This window comes from Mesorhizobium amorphae (assembly GCF_014843845.1).
Lineage (GTDB): Bacteria > Pseudomonadota > Alphaproteobacteria > Rhizobiales > Rhizobiaceae > Mesorhizobium > Mesorhizobium amorphae_A.
Genome location: NZ_JHQS01000122.1, coordinates 64,925 through 83,687 on the forward strand (window position 1 = coordinate 64,925; position 18,763 = coordinate 83,687).

Sequence of the window (18,763 nt, forward strand, 5' to 3'; positions counted from 1 at the left end):
GCAGGTAGGCAAGGCTTGCGTTCCTTCGCGCCCCCCTCTGCCCTGCCGGGCATCTCCCCCACGAGGGGGGAGATCGGCTGTGTTACTGCAGATGCGGCTTCTTCAGAAAACTGAATCAGGCCCAAACCCTGGGCTCGTCGGGCTGCCATCATCCAGCTTCAACAGCCATTCAACCAGCGTCGGTCGATAGCGCGTCAGGCCCTTGTAGGTGGCGAGCTCCTCCGGCAGGTCGCGGATAACGCGGTGCAGGCGCCGTGCCCATTTCGGCTGCGTCACCAGCTCGTCCATCTTGATCAGATAGCAGCGGATCGGGAAGACGATGCCGTTCGAACGCGGCAGCCGCCAGAAGCTCTGCAGCTCGACGCGCAGATGCACCTTGTCGCCGACATTCTCGGGCGTCACCGTGGTCCGGTCCGGACCCCATTTGTGATAATTCTCGGGGCTGGTGTCGAGACGCGGATTGATGGTCATCGTCCAGTTGAGGCGCCTGGCCGGCTTGCCCTGCTGGATGTTGGTGAGGAATTTCAGCGCCCGGATGAAAATCCCCTTCTCATGCGCCAGCGGCACCGGCGCGTGCCATTCGAAGAAATTCATGCCGATGTCGAAATCGAGCGACCAGTCGGCCTGGGTGGTGACCATGCCGGCATCCATCCACAGATTGCCGTCGCGCTGGTCGAGGATGCAGAAATCGCCCTGGCTCTGGCGGGTGATGTATTCCATCGGCCCGTAGGGCAGCGTCGAGGTGTCGCCGAAGGTGAAGGTGTCGTCGATGCCGAGCGGCCGGTTGATCCAGCGCCAGCGGTCGCCGTCGCGCGTCAGCGTGAAATGCTCGGGATAGCCGAGCGCCTGCTGCTCCATCAGAAGTTCGAGCAGATCCCAGCCGGCCAGCGTCATGTGCGGCAGCGACTGGCAGCGCAGCGGGTCCTCGGCCAGCACCAAAGCACGGTCCTGCATCTCGGCGACATAGTGCTCGTCGACGTCGATCAGGTTTTCGAGCACGCTGCCCTTCGGGCCGACGACATGCGGCTCGATGTTGACCGCATACATGTAGCTGTCTTCGTGGAACGGGAACGGAAACCGCCTGATGTGCTCCGGGCTGTTCCTGAAGGTGAAGTCGTCGCGGAACGTTTCCTTGCGAAAGGTGATGCCCAAGCTCGCCTCCTATCTTTCCAAGACCAGCGATTTGCCCTCGAAGCGCGACACGCAGGGCATGATCTTGCAGGCGGAGCGGTGGTCTTCCTCGCTCAGCCAGTGGTCGTTGTGGATGAACTTGCCGTCATGGGAGACGACATTGGTCTCGCACTGGCCGCAGACGCCGCCGCGGCAGAGATAGGGTGGATCGACGCCGGCCGCCTCGATCGCCTCCAGGAGGCTCTGCTGCGAGCCGACGCGGATCGTCTTGCCGGTGACGGCCAGCGTCACGTCGAACGGGGCGCCGGGCTGGGGGGCCGCGAAATGCTCGAAATGCACCGTTTCCGCCGGCCAGCCAAGTGCGGCCGCGCGGTCGCGCACCCAGTTGATCATGCCGGCCGGGCCGCAGACATAGAGATGCGTGCCGAGCGGCTGCGAGGACAAGAGCCGGTCGAGTTCGATCCGCTCGTCAAGGTCGTCGTGGTAGAGCCGGACCCTGCGGTCGTAGCGCTGCTGCAGCAGATCGGCATAGGTGCCGAGCGAGGCGGTGCGGGAGGTGTAGTGCAACTCGAAATTGCCGCCCGAGCCCGCAAGCTGCGAGGTCTGCGCCATGAACGGCGTGATGCCGATGCCGCCGGCCAGCATCAGATGTTTCCTGGCGCGCAGGTCGAGCGAGAACAGATTGACCGGATAGCTGATCACCATCTCCAGGCCGGGCTTGACGCTCCGGTGCATGAACAGCGAGCCGCCGCGGCCGACATCGTCGCGACGCACCGAGATCGTGTATTCGCGGGTGTCGAGCGGCGAGCCCATCAGCGAATAGGGATTGAGCCTGGTGCGCTCGCCATCGCGCATCTCGACCACGACATGGGCGCCGCCGGAAAAGGTCGGCAGCAGCTCGCGGTCGCGCCGGCGGAAATGGAAGCGGGTGACGAGGTCGTTGACCGGGACGACGTCGCTGACGACGACATCGAGTTTTGTTGTTCCTGTGCTCATCGAAAAATCTCCTCCATCGGAGGAATCTCGCTGCGGTCCTCGGCGTTGATGCAAACGCCCTGAAAGGCGGCGAGGCGCCTGGAATAGTGGTCGCGCACCAGAAGCAGAAGGCCGCAATGCGCACAGGTCGCCGGCTGCGTCGTCACATTCTCGGTGATGCCCTTGCAGTGCACGCACTGCATGCGGCGCGCCAAGGAACCACGATGCTCGGTCTGCATCGAGGTGTGGTCGATGCCGGCTTCGAGCGCCACCTGCATGGCCTGGCCGATCAGGCCTTCGGTGCCGGAGAGATAGAGGCGCAGGCCCATATGCGCATTGGTCAGCGTCTGCTTGAGCCTCGGCAGCAGGCTGGCGAAGGATGGGGCCAGATGGAATTGCGCCGGCTTCAGCGCTTCGAGGCTGCCGACATGTTTGCCATCAGGGCCGGGAATGAAGACTATTTCCGCTCCGTCGAAAAAGCCGGCCGGAGCGTTCTTGGCCATCCCAATTATCGCGAGCGCGCCTTCCGCATCCGCCACGAAAAGATGATGCTTGCCGGCCTGTGGAGACAGGGTTCCGTAAACCGGCCGGCTGATGATGCTTTTGGCTGCCATTCTGTCTTTGTGCCTCGAGCCCCTCGCTGTTGATCGTGCCTCAGCCTTTGGCGGTGCGCTTGGTCTTCTTGGGATCGTCGAACGGCAGCGGCTGCGCTGTGGCCTTGATCGAGCCGCTCTTGTTGCGGATCTCAAGCTTGGTGTCCTTGACGGCGCAGTCGACGTCGAGCCGGGCAATGCCCATCGATTTCTCGACCAGCGGAGAATACATGGCGCAGGTCACCACGCCAACCTTCTTGCCGCCACGGTAGACCGGTGCGCCCTCGTCGGCCGGCTCCTTGCCGTCGAGCAGCACGCCGTAGATCTTGAAGCGCTCCTTGCCCTTCAGGCGGTAGTGCTCCTCGCCGCCGCGGAAGCCGGTCTTGCCGGGGCTGACGGTGAAGTCGAGGCCGAGTTCCCACAGCGTATCGCCGGGGCCTTCATTGTCGAACGGATACTTTTGGGAATTATCGTAGGGGTAGAAGAGCAAATAACTTTCGACGCGCAGCATGTCGAGCGTGGTGAAACGGCAGGGAATGATGCCGGCGCTCTTGCCCTCATCGAGGATCCTGTCCCAGATCGTGCCGGCATCCTGGCCGCGGCAGAAGATCTCGTAGCCGCGCTCGCCGGTGTAGCCGGTGCGCGAGATCATCACCGGAAGACCGAACAGCTGCGTCTGCATGTGGTGGAAATAGTTGAGGTCGCGAATGCCCGGCACGTGCTTGGCCAGATAGTCGACGGCGGTCGGGCCTTGCAGCGAGAGGTCGTGCAGATTGTCGTCGAAGCGCAGCGACACGTCGCGCCCAACCGAGGCACGCTGCAACTCCTCATGGCCGGTGCCAGAGCCGTGCACGACCATCCAGCTATTGGGGCTGATGCGGTAGATGATGCAGTCGTCGGTGAATTTTCCCGCCTCGTTCAGCATGCAGGCATAGGCCGACTTGCCGGGATAGATCTTTTCGACGTCGCGCGTGGTGGCGAGGTCGATCAGATGCGCGGCGTGCGGCCCGGTGATGTGGACCTTTTTCAGGCCGGAGACATCCATCAGCCCGGCCTTGGTGCGAATGGCGACGTATTCCTCGTCGGCGTCCTTGTCGTAGGTCCAGGCGGTGCCCATGCCGCTCCAGTCCTCGAGCTTCGAGCCGAGCGCGCGATGGCGATCAGCCAAGGTCGAAAATCTCCAGGATGCCGTCATCCGCTCGTCCTCCGTTCAAAAGTCATTGATGTTCCCTGCTCCGTGCGCGGTGGCCGGAGCTTTGGCCGAATATTGATCGCAAACACCCGAGCCCTGCAATACCCGCAAGCAAATAATTTCATTGTCAGGCAAAATTCGGAGCACCAAACTAGCGGTTAACCAACCGTAAAACCGTCTTGATGCCTATAAGATGGCGCGCATCCGCCATGCCCAATGGCTTCACAGTGCCCGCCGCGACGGCCATGATGCGCAGAGCGGCATTGAGCCGCATACGTAACTAGAGGAAAATTTTTTTCATATGATTGAATTTCGACAACGCATTCGGTACATCATCTTCTAGCTGCAAACGTCGGAGGCTGACATGTGCGGAATCGTCGGACTTTTCCTTAAGGACAAGGCGCTGGAGCCGAAGCTCGGCGCGATGCTGTCGGAGATGCTGATCTCGCTCAGCGACCGCGGTCCCGACAGCGCCGGTATCGCCATCTATGGCGCGCCGTCCGGCAACGAGGCCAAGATCACCATCCAGTCGGCCAAGCCCGAGCGCGATTTCCGCGGCCTCGACGCCGAAGTCGCCAAGGCCATCGGCGCGCCGATAAGCATCGCGGTGAAATCGACGCACGCCGTCATCAGGACCACGCCGGCCAAAATCGACGAGGCGCGCGAGACCATCCAGGCGCTGCGCCCCGACATCCGCATCATGGGCGCCGGCGACGTGGTCGAGATCTACAAGGAAGTCGGCCTGCCGGAAGCCGTCGTCGACCGTTTCGACGTGCGCTCGATGACCGGCACGCATGGCATCGGCCATACCCGTATGGCGACGGAATCGGCGGTGACGACGATGGGCGCGCATCCGTTCTCGACCGGCGCCGACCAGTGCCTGGTGCACAACGGCTCGCTGTCCAACCACAACAATGTCCGCCGCGAACTGATCCGCGACGGCATGAAGTTCGAGACCGAGAACGATACCGAGGTGGCAGCCGCCTATCTCTCCTCCAAGATGGCGCATGGCAGAAATCTGGGCGAGGCGCTGGAAGGCACGCTCTCCGACCTCGACGGCTTCTTCACCTTCGTCGTCGGCACCAAGAACGGTTTTGGCGTGGTGCGCGACCCGATCGCCTGCAAGCCGGCCGTGATGGCCGAGACCGACCAGTATGTCGCCTTCGGCTCCGAATATCGTGCACTCACCAAACTGCCCGGCATAGACAATGCAAGGGTCTGGGAACCGGAGCCCGCAACCGTCTATTTCTGGGAGCATTGAGCTGATGCCGGCAACCAACGTGTCCAAGGCAACACGCGACCAAAGCCATGCGAGGGTCTTCGACCTCGCCGAACTGTCGCTGCGCGAGCTCAACCAGGCGCTCCACCAGCTGACCCCCGGCTCGAACGAGACGGCCTGGGAGGTGCTCAATCCGAAAGGCAGCCATTCGGTCGCCGTCGGCGTCGACCAGCCGGTCGCCATCGATGTGCGCGGCAGCGTCGGCTATTATTGCGGCGGCATGAATGCCGGCGGCGCCATCACCGTGCACGGTTCGGCCGGTCCCGGCGTTGGCGAAAACATGATGTCGGGCTCGATCACCATCAAAGGCGACGCCAGCCAATATGCCGGCGCTACCGGCCGCGGCGGGCTGCTGGTCATCGAAGGCAATGCCTCGTCGCGCTGCGGCATCTCGATGAAAGGCATCGACATCGTCGTGCACGGCAATATCGGCCACATGTCGGCCTTCATGGCGCAGTCCGGCAATCTGGTGGTGCTGGGCGATGCCGGCGATGCGCTCGGCGATTCCATCTACGAGGCGCGGCTGTTCGTGCGCGGCAAGGTCGAGAGCCTCGGTGCGGACTGCATCGCCAAGGAAATGCGGCCCGAGCATGTCGAGCTGCTGCAGGGCCTGCTCGACCGCGCCGGGGTGACTGGCGTCAAGCCGTCGGAGTTCAAGCGCTACGGCTCGGCGCGCACGCTCTACAATTTCAATATCGACAACGCCGACGCGTATTGAGGCAAGATGACCTATCGCAACCCGCCGACGACACCGCGCAAATCCGCGACCTTCGACGACTACACGCTTTCCGAAATCCGCCGCGCCGCGGCAACCGGCATCTATGACATCCGCGGCGCCGGCGCCAAGCGCAAGCTGCCGCATTTCGACGACCTGCTGTTCCTCGGCGCCTCGATCTCGCGCTATCCGCTGGAAGGCTATCGCGAACGCTGCGACACCAGCGTGGTGCTCGGCTCGCGCCATGCCAAGAAGCCGATCGAGCTGAAGATCCCGATCACCATTGCCGGCATGAGTTTCGGCTCGCTGTCCGGGCCGGCCAAGGAAGCCTTGGGCCGTGGCGCGACGCTTTCCGGCACCTCGACGACCACCGGCGACGGCGGCATGACCGAGGAAGAGCGCGGTCATTCGAAGCAACTAGTCTATCAATATCTGCCTTCGCGCTACGGCATGAACCCACGCGATTTGCGTCGGGCCGATGCGATCGAAGTGGTCGTCGGCCAGGGCGCCAAGCCCGGCGGCGGCGGCATGCTGCTCGGCCAAAAAATCTCCGATCGCGTCGCCGAGATGCGCACGCTGCCGAAAGGCATCGACCAACGCTCGGCCTCGCGCCATCCCGACTGGACCGGACCGGACGATCTCGAGATCAAGATCCTCGAACTGCGCGAGATCACCGACTGGGAAAAGCCGATCTACGTCAAGGTCGGCGGCGCCCGCCCCTATTATGACACGGCCCTTGCCGTAAAGGCCGGCGCCGATGTCGTCGTCGTCGACGGCATGCAGGGTGGCACCGCCGCCACGCAGGAAGTGTTCATCGAGAATGTCGGCCAGCCGACGCTTGCCTGCATCAGGCCGGCGGTGCAGGCGCTGCAGGATCTCGGCATGCACCGCAAGGTGCAGCTGATTGTCTCCGGCGGCATCCGCAACGGCGCCGACGTCGCCAAGGCGCTGGCGCTTGGCGTCGACGCTGTCTCGATCGGCACGGCAGCCCTTGTCGCGCTCGGCGACAACGACCCGCGCTGGGAGGCCGACTATAACGAGCTCGGCACCACCGCCGGCGCCTATGACGACTGGCACGAAGGACGCGACCCGGCCGGCATCACCACGCAGGACCCCGAACTGATGAAGCGGGTCGACCCGATCGCCGCCGGGCGACGCCTGGCCAATTACCTGAAGGTGATGACGCTGGAGGCGCAGACGATTGCCCGTGCGTGCGGCAAGAACAGCCTGCACAATCTCGAGCCCGAGGATCTCGTCGCGCTCACCATCGAAGCCGCCGCCATGGCCGGTGTGCCGCTCGCCGGCACCAACTGGATACCGGGGAAGAACGGCTTCTAGAGCATGATCCCGAAAAGTGGAATCCGGTTTTCGGAAAAGATCATGCTCAAACGAAGACACTATCCAAAAATACCATCATGCGAGGAACTATAATGGGGAACGATCTCGCCGCATTCGCCAAAAAGCACGGCGTCAAATATTTCATGATTTCCTACACCGACCTGTTCGGTGGGCAGCGCGCCAAGCTGGTGCCGGCGCAAGCGATCGCCGACATGCAGAAGGATGGTGCGGGCTTCGCGGGTTTCGCCACCTGGCTGGACCTGACGCCGGCGCACCCTGACATGCTGGCGGTGCCGGATCCGGATTCGGTGATTCAGCTGCCATGGAAGCCGGAGGTGGCCTGGGTCGCCGCCAACTGCATCATGGACGACAAGGAGGTCGACCAGACGCCACGCAACACGCTGAGGCGGCTGATTGCCGAGGCGGCCGGCGACGGCATGCATGTCAAGACCGGCGTCGAGGCCGAGTTCTTCCTGATCTCGCCGGACGGCAGCGTGATCTCCGACCAGTACGACACGGCCTCAAAACCCTGCTACGACCAGCAGGCGGTGATGCGCCGCTACGATGTCATCGCCGAGATCTGTGACCATATGCTGGCGCTCGGCTGGGGCCCCTACCAGAACGACCATGAGGACGCCAACGGCCAGTTCGAGATGAACTGGGCCTTCGATGATGCTTTAGCCACCGCCGACAAGCACTCCTTCTTCAAGTTCATGGTCAAGTCGGTCGCCGAAAAGCACGGGCTGCGCGCGACCTTCATGCCAAAACCCTTCCAGGGCCTGACCGGCAATGGCTGCCATGCGCATATCTCGGTGTGGGACAAGGCCGGCAAGACCAATGTCTTCGCCGACAATGCGATGGAGCTCGGACTTTCCGCCAAAGGCAAGAACTTCCTCGGCGGCATCATGAAGCATGCCTCGGCTCTCGCCGCGATCACCAACCCGACGGTCAATTCCTACAAGCGCATCAACGCACCGCGCACCATTTCAGGCGCGACCTGGGCGCCGAACACGGTGACCTGGACCGGCAACAACCGCACCCACATGGTGCGCGTGCCAGGCCCCGGCCGCTTCGAATTACGCCTGCCGGATGGCGCGGCCAACCCCTATCTCTTGCAGGCAGTCATCATTGCCGCCGGCCTCGACGGCATCCGCTCCAAGGCCGATCCCGGCAAGCGCTACGACATCGACATGTACCAGTTCGGCCATACCGTGAAGGGCGCGCCGAAGCTGCCGCTCAACCTGCTCGATGCGCTGCGCGAGTTCGACAAAGACAAATCGCTCAAAGCGGCGCTGGGTGAGGAATTCTCGTCGGCCTATCTAAAGCTGAAGCACCAGGAATGGAATTCCTATGCTTCGCACTTCACGCAGTGGGAGCGCGACCACACGCTGGATATTTAGCAGTCCCAGCGGTGTGAGCGGCTTCGGAATGATTTTATGAAATATTCAATCTTCTCGCTCGCCCGCGCCGCCCTTTCCGGCCACAAGAACTGGCAGCGCACCTGGCGCGACGCCACACCGAAGGATCGCTACGACGTGGTGATCATCGGCGGCGGCGGCCATGGGCTGGCGACCGCGTGGTTCCTCGCCAGCGAGTTCGGCATCAAAAATGTCGCGGTGCTCGAAAAAGGCTGGATCGGCTCCGGCAATGCCGGCCGCAACACCACCATCATCCGCTCCAATTACGGCCTGCCTGGCAATACCGGCTTCTACGAATTGTCGATGAAGCTGTGGGAGCGGATGGAGCAGGATCTCAACTACAACACGATGGTCAGCCAGCGCGGTGTCATCAACCTCTACCACTCCGACGCGCAGCGCGACGCCTATGCGCGACGCGGCAACACGATGCGCATCAACGGCATCGACGCCGAACTGCTCGACCTCGCCGCGGTCAGGAAGATGATGCCGTTCCTGAACTTCGACAATGCGCGCTTTCCCGTGCAGGGCGGGCTCTTGCAGCGACGCGGCGGCACGGCGCGTCATGATGCGGTGGTCTGGGGCTATGCCCATGCGGCAAGCGCGCTCGGCGTCGACATCATCCAGAATTGCGAAGTCACAGGTTTCACGCGCGATGCCAACGGCAAGGTAACCGGCGTCGAGACTTCGCGCGGCAGGATCGGTGCCGGCAAGGTCGGCATGGCGGTGGCCGGCTCATCGTCGCGCGTCGCGGCGATGGCCGGCTTGCGCCTGCCGATCGAGAGCCATGTGCTGCAGGCCTTCGTCTCCGAGGCGATCAAGCCGCTGTTGCCCGGCGTCATGACCTTCGGCGCCGGACACTTCTATGTCAGCCAGTCCGACAAGGGCGGGCTGGTCTTCGGCGGCGACATCGACGGCTACAACTCCTATGCCCAGCGCGGCAATCTGCCTGTGATGGAGGACGTCTGCGAGGGTGGCATGGCGCTGATGCCGATGATCGGCCGCGTGCGGCTGCTGCGCCAATGGGGCGGCATCATGGACATGTCGATGGACGGCTCGCCGATCATCGACAAGAGCTCGGTCGACGGGCTCTATCTCAACGCCGGCTGGTGCTATGGCGGCTTCAAGGCGACGCCCGGCTCCGGCCTGGTCTTTGCCCATCTCCTTGCCCGCGACACGCCGCACAAGGAGGCCGAAAAATTCCGCCTCGACCGTTTCCAGCGGGGCGCCATGATCGACGAAAAGGGCCAGGGCGCCCAACCGAACCTGCATTGAAGGCGGCTGAGAGCATGCGCATTGTCTGTCCCTTCTGCGGCGAACGCGAACTCGGCGAGTTCACCTATTTGGGCGATGCCAAACCGGCCCGGCCGGCGGCGGATGCCGGGGAAGACGCGGTCTTCGACTACGTCTATCTGCGCGACAACGTTGCCGGCGCAATGAGCGAGCACTGGTATCATGGTGGCGGCTGCCGGGCCTGGCTGAAGGTCACCCGAAATACGCTGACGCATGAGATTTCGGCGGTCGAGCCGGCGGCAGGCGTCGGCGCCGCCAAGGTTGGTGCGTGATGGTCGGCGGCCCGCAGACACATCGGCTGAGCAATGGTGGACTGATCGACCGCTCGGCGCCGCTGAGCTTCCGTTTCGACGGCAAGACCTTCGTCGGCTACCAGGGCGATACGCTTGCCTCGGCATTGGTCGCCAATGGCGTCAAGCTGGTCGGCCGCTCGTTCAAATATCATCGGCCGCGCGGCATCCTCACCGCCGGCTCAGAAGAGCCCAATGCGCTGGTCGAGTTGCGCACAGGCGCCCGGCGCGAGCCGAACACCAAGGCGACGACGGCCGAGCTCTATGAAGGCCTCGAAGCCGCCAGCCAGAACCGCTGGCCGTCGCTGCGCCACGATTTCATGGCGGTCAACCAGCTGTTCGCGCCGATCTTCGTCGCCGGCTTCTACTACAAGACCTTCATGTGGCCGGCGAAATTCTGGGAGGCGATCTACGAGCCGGCGATCCGCCGCGCCGCCGGCCTTGGCCGCGCCGCCGGCATTGCCGACCCCGACCACTACGACAAGGCCTGGGCGCATTGCGATGTGCTGATCGCAGGCTCCGGCCCGGCCGGGCTGGCGGCGGCATTGGCCGCCGGCCGTTCAGGCGCTCGCGTCATCCTGTGCGAAGAGGATTTTGCTCTCGGCGGCCGGCTGCTTGCCGACGGCGGCACCATCGATCGCCTACCGGCGGCCGACTGGATTTCGCGGACGCTGGCCGAATTGGCGGCCCTCCCCGATATCCGCATCATGACCCGCACGACGCTGTTCGGCGTCTACGACGGCGGCACCCACGGCGCGATCGAGCGGGTCAACGACCATCTGCCCTCACCGCCCGAACAGCAGGTGCGCCAACGCCTATGGCGGATCGTGGCCAAGCGCTGCGTCGTCGCGGCAGGCGCCATCGAACGGCCGATCGTGTTTGCCGGCAACGACACGCCGGGCGTGATGATGGCGTCGGCGATGCGGACCTATGTCACGCGCTATGCGGCGACGCCGGCAAGGCGCGTGGCGCTGTTCACCAACAACGAGGATGGCTGGCGCACGGTCGAGACAGCGCTCGACGCCGGATTGCAGATCGCGGCCGTGATCGATGCCCGGGCGGAGGTCTCGCCCGCCCATCGTTCGCTGGCTTCCAAGGGAGGCTTCACCGTGCTGAATGGGTCTGTCAGCGGTGTCGAAGGCGGCAAGGACGGTGTCAAGAAAATCTCGGTCTCGATGACCGGCGGCGCGCGCGCCGAAGTCGAAGCCGACGGGCTTGCCGTTTCCGGAGGCTGGAACCCGGCGGTGGGGCTCACCTCCTACCATCGCGGCCGGCCGAAATGGCGCGGCGACATCGCCGCCTTCGTGCCGGATGGTGCACCTCCCGGCATGGTGGCGGCGGGTGCGGCCAACGGCGACTTTGGGCTCGGCGCCTGCCTGCGCGAAGGTTTTGCAGCCGGCGCTTCGGCCGCACGCGATGCCGGGCGCAACCGCAAGGCGGGCGCGGCGCCCGTCGCCGAAGACGAGGCTTACTCGCTGACCCCGCTCTGGCATGTCGCCGGCAAGGGCAAGGCCTTTGTCGATTACCAGCATGACGTCACCGCTTCCGATGTCGAACTGGCGCAACGCGAGGGCTTCGAGTCGGTCGAGCATCTGAAGCGCTACACGACGCTCGGCATGGCGACCGACCAGGGCAAGACCTCGAACATCGCTGGCCTCGCCATCATGGCGGCTGTCAGCGGCAAATCCATACCCGAGACCGGCACGACGATCTACCGGCCTCCTTACGTGCCCGTCGCCATCGGCGCCTTCGCCGGCCACCATCGCGACGAGACTTTCCATGCGACGCGGCTGACGCCGTCGCATCACTGGGCGGTCGAACAGGGCGCTGTGTTCGTCGACACCGGCCTGTGGAAGCGGGCGCAATGGTATCCGCGCGCCGGCGAGAAGGACTGGCTGGATTCGGTGACCCGCGAGGTCAAGGCGGTGCGCGGCGGCGTCGGCTTCTGCGATGTCTCGACGCTCGGCAAGATCGATGTGCACGGCCCCGATGCCGGCGCCTTCCTCGACCGCGTCTACATCAACACTTTCTCCAACCTTGCCGTCGGCAAGGCGCGCTACGGGCTGATGCTGCGCGAGGACGGCCTGGTCTATGACGACGGCACCACGTCGCGGCTGGCCGAGGACCATTATTTCCTGACCACCACCACCGCCAAGGCCGGACTGGTGATGCAGCACCTCGAATTCTGCCGGCAGGTGCTGTTCCCGGAACTCGACGTCCAGCTGACCTCGGTCTCCGACCAGTGGGCGCAATTTTCCATCGCCGGACCGAAGACCCGTGATCTGCTCAAGGAAATCGTCGATCCGGCCGAAGACCTGTCGAATGAAGGCTTTCCGTTCATGGGCGCACGCGAAGTGGCGCTGCGTGGCGGCATCAAGGCCAGGCTGTTCCGTATCTCCTTCTCCGGAGAGATGGCGTTTGAGATTTCGGTGCCGGCGCGTTACGGCGAGGCGCTGGTGCGCAATTTGATGCTAGCCGGAAAGCAATTCGGCGTGACCCCATACGGCACCGAGGCGCTCGGTGTCATGCGCGTCGAAAAGGGCCATGTCGCGGGACCGGAACTGAACGGCACGACGACCGCCGCCGATCTCGGCCTCGGCAAGATGATGTCGACCAAGAAGGATTTTATTGGCCGCGTCATGGCCGGCCGCGAGGCGCTGGTCGCGCCTGACCGGCAGGTCGTGGTCGGCATCAAGCCGACGGACAAGGCGCGCCGCCTGCGCTCCGGCGCCCACATCATCCCGAAGGGCCAGACGCCTGGCCCGGACAACGACCAGGGCTATGTCACCTCGGTCTGCTTCTCGCCGACGCTCGACCAGTGGATCGGGCTCGGCCTGGTCGAGCGCGGCCGCGAACGCATCGGCGAGATCGTCCATGCGCATGATCCGCTGCGCGGCGAGGACTACGATGTCGAGCTCTGCAACCCCGTCTTCTACGATCCGGATGGAGGGCGCCAGCGTGGCTGAGTTTTCCTGGGAGGTCCGCAGCCCGCTCGAACGGGCGCTCGTCGCAGGACCATATGGCGTGCGCGGCGACGCAGGCGTGTCGCTGACCGAAATCCGTAGCTTCGACCTGATCCAAGTGATGGCGCGGCGCGGCAAGGCGGCTGACATGGCCGAGGCTGCGAGGGCTCGCTTCGGCGTTGCGGCTCCGGATGCGCCCAAGGCGGTCGGCACGCCCGATGCGACGCTGATCTGGTCGGGACCGGACCAGTTCTTCGTCTTGTCCAAAGCCGGCAAGCATTCGATCGAGGCGGTTGGCTCCGCTTTCGCCGGCTCGGCCTCGCTGTCCGACCAATCGCATGCGCGCGTGCTGACCAGTGTGTCGGGCACCAAGGCGCGCGCCATGCTCGCCAAACTGACGTCGATCGATCTTCACCAGGGTGCATTCCCGATTGGTGCTGCTGCCGCGACCTCGATGGATCACACCAGCGTCACGCTCTGGCGCGGCGATGACCGTGACGGACAGGCGGTGTTCAACCTTCTGGTGTTTGCGACTTTTGCCGAAAGCCTGTGGCACACGATGCTGGACGCGGCCGCGGAGTATGGCGTCAACATCGGCCATTCCGATGAACTTTAGTTCGATAATTGCAGATCTCCGCGCCGCCCCTCATTGCCCTGCCGGGCATTTCTCCCCGTAAACGGGGAGAAAGACGCTGGCCGCGACGCCGCGCCATCTCTACGACGTTGGAGATTGGCGAAAGCCATGGCGATGTCGTCCTTCGCCCCGTTTACGGGGAGAAGATGGCGGCAGCCATATGAGGGGCGTCGCCGACGATCGCGAAGCTGATTGGTGAAATTCAACCTGGCCGACCGCGTCCAAAAGGCCACCTCCGCCTTGCCAAATCCAACCGCACTGCTATTCTTGCTGCTAAAATAATTTCACACACAGGCAAACTTGTTTCTCCGGTGCATGTCGCCCAAAAGTGTCCGGCGGTTTTGGGATAACGACATGCACAAAACAGAGACCCAGAGGTGAGATGAGCCAGTCGCCCTACCCTGCCGTAACAGCCGGACCGCCCCGGCCGAGCCTGATCCTCAGGCCCGGCCAGATCGCGCTGCCGCCCGGCATGGAGCGCTATACGATCCAGGGCAATGGCGCGGTGCTGATCGAGGTCGAGGCCGGCGATACGATCAGCGTGCGCAATGTCGAGGGCGGACAGGCCTGCGAGCTTCTGGCCTGGGACAAGAGTGGCGCGACCGATCCCGCTATTCTCGGCGAAAAATCCAACAGCAATGCCGCCGGCATCAAGGCGCTGCTGGTCGACGGCGACGACAGTCTTTCGGCGGTGCGTCGCGGGCTCGAGCGCCGTCAGGTGCAGCTTGACCAGGCGAAGGCGGTGCGTGTGTTCGGCGGCGCCACGCCGGCCGGCACCGAGCAAAGTTTCACCGTCGCACACGACGGTGCGATGCTGATCGCCGCACCCGGCGGGCCGATGCTGGTCGACGGCCATGACACCGCGACGCCGCTTACCGTGATTGTTCGCCGCGCTACGATCCGCCCGGCAGCGAAATCGCAACTGGCCGATCCGCTGGCCGATCCTGTGCTCGACCTGCGCGTCCATTCGGCGACGGCGGAATCCTATTTCGTCAAGGCCGGCGACTATCTGCAGATCATCGACGTCGACGGCCGCCAATGCACCGACTTCCAGTGCTTTTCGGCGCGCAAGCTCGACAAGGGCCGCGACCATCCGCTCGACGTGACGACGACGCGCACGCTGATGGGCGCGAGCTATCCGATGCCCGGCCTGCATTCGAAATATTACGACCAGGACATGGAGCCGCTGGTCGAGGTGGTGCAGGATACGTGCGGCCGGCACGACGCCTTTGCGCTCGCCTGTGCCGCCAAATATTACGATGACATCGGCTATCCCGGTCACACCAACTGCTCGGAAAATTTCAACCGCGCGCTGTCGGACAAGGGCGTTACCCCTCGTGCCGGCTGGATGGCGATCAACTTCTTCTTCAACACGGCGATCGACGCGCATGGTGTGATGGTGTCGGACGAGCCGTGGTCGCGGCCGGGCGACTATGTGCTGCTCAGGGCGCTCACCGACATCGTCTGCGTGTCCTCCGCCTGCCCGGACGACACGACGCCGGCCAATGGCTGGAACCTCACCGACATCCATGTGCGGACCTATTCCGGCCAGCACAAATTCTCGCGAGCGATCGCCAGACGCATGACGCCCGATTCGGAACCGAAAATGACCCGCGAGACATCCTTTCATTCGAGCTTTGCCAAGCACACGCGCGACTTCGTCGAGTACAGGGGCTACTGGCTGGCCAATTCCTTCGCCAAGGAAGGGGCCATCGCCGAATACTGGGCCTGCCGGCAGGACGCGGTCATCATGGACCTGTCGCCGCTGCGCAAATTCGAGGTCACCGGCCCGGATTCCGAGGCGCTGCTGCAATACACGCTGACCCGCGACGTCAAGAAGCTCGGCGTCGGCCAGGTCGTCTATTCGGCGATGTGCTACGAGCATGGCGGCATGATCGACGACGGCACGCTGCTGAGGCTGGGCAAGGACAATTTCCGCTGGGTCGGCGGCGACGATCTTTCCGGCGAATGGCTGCGGGAGACCGCGAAAAAACTCGGTCTAAACGTGCTGGTGCGCTCGTCGACCGACCAGATGCACAATGTCGCCGTGCAAGGACCGAAGAGCCGCGACATCCTGAGAGAAGTCATCTGGACCTCGCCGCTGCAGCCGTCGATCGAAGAGCTGGAATGGTTCCGCTTCGCCGTCGCCCGCATCGGCGGCGGCAACGGCATTCCGGTCGTTGTCTCGCGCACCGGCTATACCGGCGAACTCGGCTACGAGATCTGGTGCCATCCGCGCGACGCCGAAAAAGTCTTCGACGCGATCTGGGAGGCCGGACAGCCGCACGGTCTGAAGCCGATGGGGCTGCAGGCGCTCGACATGGTGCGTATCGAAGCCGGGCTGATCTTCGCCGGCTACGAGTTTTCCGACCAGACCGACCCGTTCGAGGCCGGCATCGGCTTCACCGTGCCGCTGAAGACCAAGACCGACGACTTCATCGGCCGCGAGGCGCTGATCCGCCGCAAGGAACACCCGCAGACGAAACTGGTCGGCCTCGACATCGACGCCAATGTTCCGGTCGGCCATGGCGACTGCGTCCATGTCGGCCGCGCCCAGATCGGCGTTGTCACCTCCGGCATGCGTTCGCCGGTGCTGAACAAGACCATCGCGCTGGCGCGGCTCGACGTCACGCATTCAGCTGTCGGCACCGAGGTCGAGATCGGCAAGCTCGACGGCCATGCCAAGCGGCTGCCGGCGCGAGTCGTTGCCTTCGCCCACTACGACCCACAGAAGACCAAACCGCGCTCCTAGGAGGGGCAATCGCATCAGGTTTGAATCGCTCCATCGCGTCTATCCAAACGTTTGCGCTACCCCTCACCTGCCTGCCGGCATCCTCTCCCCGTATAGTGACGGGGAGAGGGGCGCTCTCATCAACGGTTTCGCCAATCGCCGGGCGCTGCAAAGAAGAGCGCCAGCGTTGCGGCCAGCCCCTTCTCCCCGTCACTATACGGGGAGAAGTGCCCGGCAGGGCGATGAGGGGCGGCGCGCCGACCTTCGACAATTGGTGATCCGCATTGCGAAGGCCGACGCGTTTCGCAACCGTGATGTGCACAGCGTCACAAAACGCTTGACGTGAAAGCGCGTCGGATCAATCTTCACTGTTAAGAAAAAAATACGACTGAGTGGAAACACTGACAGTCGTCATATTGTGCCGGGGGGAAGCTTCGCGAAGCCGAGGCGTCGCCGGCGGGGACAACAAAAAGGGGACCACAGACACATGAGCACGGTAACCACTGCCCTGGTGCAGCCTGCCGAAGGGCAGCTGCACCGCAACATCGACTGGCGCGGCGCCTTCTGGGTGGCAAGCGGCGTTCCAGCCCTCGTCCTGTTTTCGATCGGCGGCATTGCCGGCACGACCGGAACGCTGGCCTTCGCGATCTGGACCGTGTCCATGATCATGGGCTTCCTGCAGTCCTTCACCTATGCGGAAATCGCCGGCCTGTTCCCGAACAAGTCCGGCGGCGCCTCGATCTACGGCGCCACCGCCTGGCTGCGCTACTCGAAGTTCATCGCGCCGCTGTCGGTGTGGTGCAACTGGTTCGCCTGGTCGCCGGTGCTGTCGCTCGGCTGCTCGATCGCCGCCGCCTACATCCTCAATGCGCTGGCGCCATTGCCGATGTTCAGCGAGACCTCGCCGGAAGTCGTCGCCTATATCGCGGCGCATGTTGGAACAGCTCCCGCCGACGCCATCGCGGCGGTGACTGCCGCCGCGACGCCGGCGATCCGCACCTGGTCGCTGTGGAGCCACACGCTGGGCCCGGTCTCCTTCACCTTCAATTCAACCTTCTTCATCGGCGCGGTGCTGATGCTGATCATCTTCTCGATCCAGCATCGCGGCATTCTCGGCACCGCCAATGTGCAGAAATATATCGGGCTGCTGGTCATCATCCCGATGCTGATCGTCGGCGTGGTGCCGATCTTCACCGGCCAGATCAACTGGGCGAATTTCTCGCCGCTGGTGCCTTTGGCCGCCGCCTACGCGCCCGAGCCCGGCGCGTGGAACATCGCCGGCTGGACGCTGGTGCTTGGCGGCATGTTCATCGCCGCGTGGTCGACCTACGGCTTCGAGACCGCCGTCTGCTACACGTCGGAATTCAAGAACCCCGGCACCGACACGTTCAAGGCGATCTTCTACTCCGGCCTGCTGTGCATGCTTTTGTTCATCCTGGTGCCCTTCACCTTCCAGGGCGTGCTTGGCTTGAACGGCATGCTGGCCACCCCGATCGTCGACGGCTCCGGCGTTGCCGATGCGCTGGCCGGCATGGTCGGCGGCGGACAGCTGATCCACAGCCTGTTGGTGATGCTGATGATCCTGGCGCTGGTGCTCTGCATCATGACGGCGATGGCCGGCTCCTCGCGCACGCTCTACCAGGGCTCGGTCGATGGCTGGCTGCCGCGCTATCTCAGCCATGTCAACGAACACGGCGCGCCGACGCGGGCGATGTGGACCGACCTCGTCTTCAACCTGATCGTGCTGGCCATCGCCTCGGCCGACGCGACGAGCTTCTTCTTCATCCTCGCCGTGTCGAACTGCGGCTACATCATCTTCAACTTCCTCAACCTCAATGCCGGCTGGATCCACCGCATCGACAACGGCCATATCGCACGGCCGTGGAAGGCTCCGAGCTGGCTGCTCGGCGTTGGCGCGATCTTCGCCTATGTCAATGTGATCTTCATGGGCGCCGGCGCCAAGGTCTGGAACCCGATGGCGCTGTGGGCCGGCCTGATCACGGCGGCGCTGATCATCCCGGTGTTCTGCTTCCGCCACTACATCCAGGACAAGGGCAAATTCCCCGACCACATGCTGGCCGATCTCGGCATGACCTCGTCCGATCTCAAGGTCAAGAAGGCGGGGATGCTGCCCTATCTGACGCTGGTCGCCGGTGTGGTGGTGATGCTGCTCGCCAACTGGCTGTTCGTCATCTGACCTCAGCCTCCAACCGG

General features: G+C 64.0%; 14 protein-coding genes. 10 read left to right on the forward strand and 4 right to left on the reverse strand.

What is annotated here, in order from left to right:
• Positions 1 to 102 precede the first annotated feature (102 nt).
• The 4 genes from DH08_RS31230 to DH08_RS31245 are packed head-to-tail and all read right to left on the reverse strand — an operon-like array spanning position 103 to position 3,894.
• The gene (locus DH08_RS31230; protein WP_192183075.1) at positions 103 to 1,152 is read right to left on the reverse strand and encodes a heme-dependent oxidative N-demethylase family protein; all 1,050 of its coding nucleotides are present in this window, start codon (positions 1,150 to 1,152) and stop codon (positions 103 to 105) included.
• A gap of 9 nt (positions 1,153 to 1,161) precedes the next feature.
• A complete protein-coding gene (locus DH08_RS31235; RefSeq protein ID WP_192183076.1) occupies positions 1,162 to 2,127 on the reverse strand; it encodes a PDR/VanB family oxidoreductase in 966 nt (321 codons plus the stop codon).
• Positions 2,124 to 2,720 (reverse strand): dimethylamine monooxygenase subunit DmmA family protein, encoded by a 597-nt coding sequence (locus tag DH08_RS31240; protein WP_192183077.1) that lies wholly within the window; start codon positions 2,718 to 2,720, stop codon positions 2,124 to 2,126. The genes DH08_RS31235 and DH08_RS31240 overlap by 4 nt, the downstream gene beginning before the upstream one ends.
• 40 nt (positions 2,721 to 2,760) lie before the next feature.
• Positions 2,761 to 3,894, reverse strand: a complete 1,134-nt coding sequence (locus DH08_RS31245; protein WP_192183078.1) for an aminomethyl transferase family protein — start codon at positions 3,892 to 3,894, stop codon at positions 2,761 to 2,763.
• A 361-nt stretch (positions 3,895 to 4,255) separates the two neighbouring features.
• Between DH08_RS31245 and DH08_RS31250 the strand changes: the two genes are divergently transcribed.
• The 10 genes from DH08_RS31250 (at position 4,256) to DH08_RS31295 (ending at position 18,746) form a co-directional block, all read left to right on the forward strand.
• Positions 4,256 to 5,152, forward strand: coding sequence for a class II glutamine amidotransferase (locus tag DH08_RS31250; protein WP_192183079.1), 897 nt, complete (start codon positions 4,256 to 4,258; stop codon positions 5,150 to 5,152).
• A 4-nt stretch (positions 5,153 to 5,156) separates the two neighbouring features.
• Positions 5,157 to 5,888: a GltB/FmdC/FwdC-like GXGXG domain-containing protein gene (locus DH08_RS31255; RefSeq protein ID WP_192183080.1), complete on the forward strand. Its 732-nt coding sequence runs from the start codon at positions 5,157 to 5,159 to the stop codon at positions 5,886 to 5,888.
• 6 nt (positions 5,889 to 5,894) lie between these two features.
• Positions 5,895 to 7,223, forward strand: a complete 1,329-nt coding sequence (locus tag DH08_RS31260) for an FMN-binding glutamate synthase family protein (RefSeq protein ID WP_065518184.1) — start codon at positions 5,895 to 5,897, stop codon at positions 7,221 to 7,223.
• A gap of 92 nt (positions 7,224 to 7,315) precedes the next feature.
• Entirely contained in the window at positions 7,316 to 8,623 is a 1,308-nt protein-coding gene (gene glnT / locus DH08_RS31265; protein WP_192183081.1) for a type III glutamate--ammonia ligase, read from the forward strand.
• A 36-nt stretch (positions 8,624 to 8,659) separates the two neighbouring features.
• Positions 8,660 to 9,913, forward strand: a complete 1,254-nt coding sequence (locus tag DH08_RS31270; protein ID WP_192183082.1) for a sarcosine oxidase subunit beta family protein — start codon at positions 8,660 to 8,662, stop codon at positions 9,911 to 9,913.
• 14 nt (positions 9,914 to 9,927) lie between these two features.
• Positions 9,928 to 10,203, forward strand: a complete 276-nt coding sequence (locus DH08_RS31275) for a sarcosine oxidase subunit delta (RefSeq protein WP_192183083.1) — start codon at positions 9,928 to 9,930, stop codon at positions 10,201 to 10,203.
• Entirely contained in the window at positions 10,203 to 13,187 is a 2,985-nt protein-coding gene (locus tag DH08_RS31280) for a sarcosine oxidase subunit alpha (protein ID WP_192183084.1), read from the forward strand. The genes DH08_RS31275 and DH08_RS31280 overlap by 1 nt, the downstream gene beginning before the upstream one ends.
• A complete protein-coding gene (locus DH08_RS31285) occupies positions 13,180 to 13,800 on the forward strand; it encodes a sarcosine oxidase subunit gamma family protein (protein WP_192183085.1) in 621 nt (206 codons plus the stop codon). The genes DH08_RS31280 and DH08_RS31285 overlap by 8 nt, the downstream gene beginning before the upstream one ends.
• A 400-nt stretch (positions 13,801 to 14,200) precedes the next feature.
• A complete protein-coding gene (locus DH08_RS31290) occupies positions 14,201 to 16,570 on the forward strand; it encodes a trimethylamine N-oxide demethylase (RefSeq protein ID WP_192183086.1) in 2,370 nt (789 codons plus the stop codon).
• Positions 16,571 to 17,036: 466 nt separating this feature from the next.
• The gene (locus DH08_RS31295) at positions 17,037 to 18,746 is read left to right on the forward strand and encodes a trimethylamine N-oxide permease (RefSeq protein WP_192183087.1); all 1,710 of its coding nucleotides are present in this window, start codon (positions 17,037 to 17,039) and stop codon (positions 18,744 to 18,746) included.
• Positions 18,747 to 18,763: the final 17 nt, after the last annotated feature.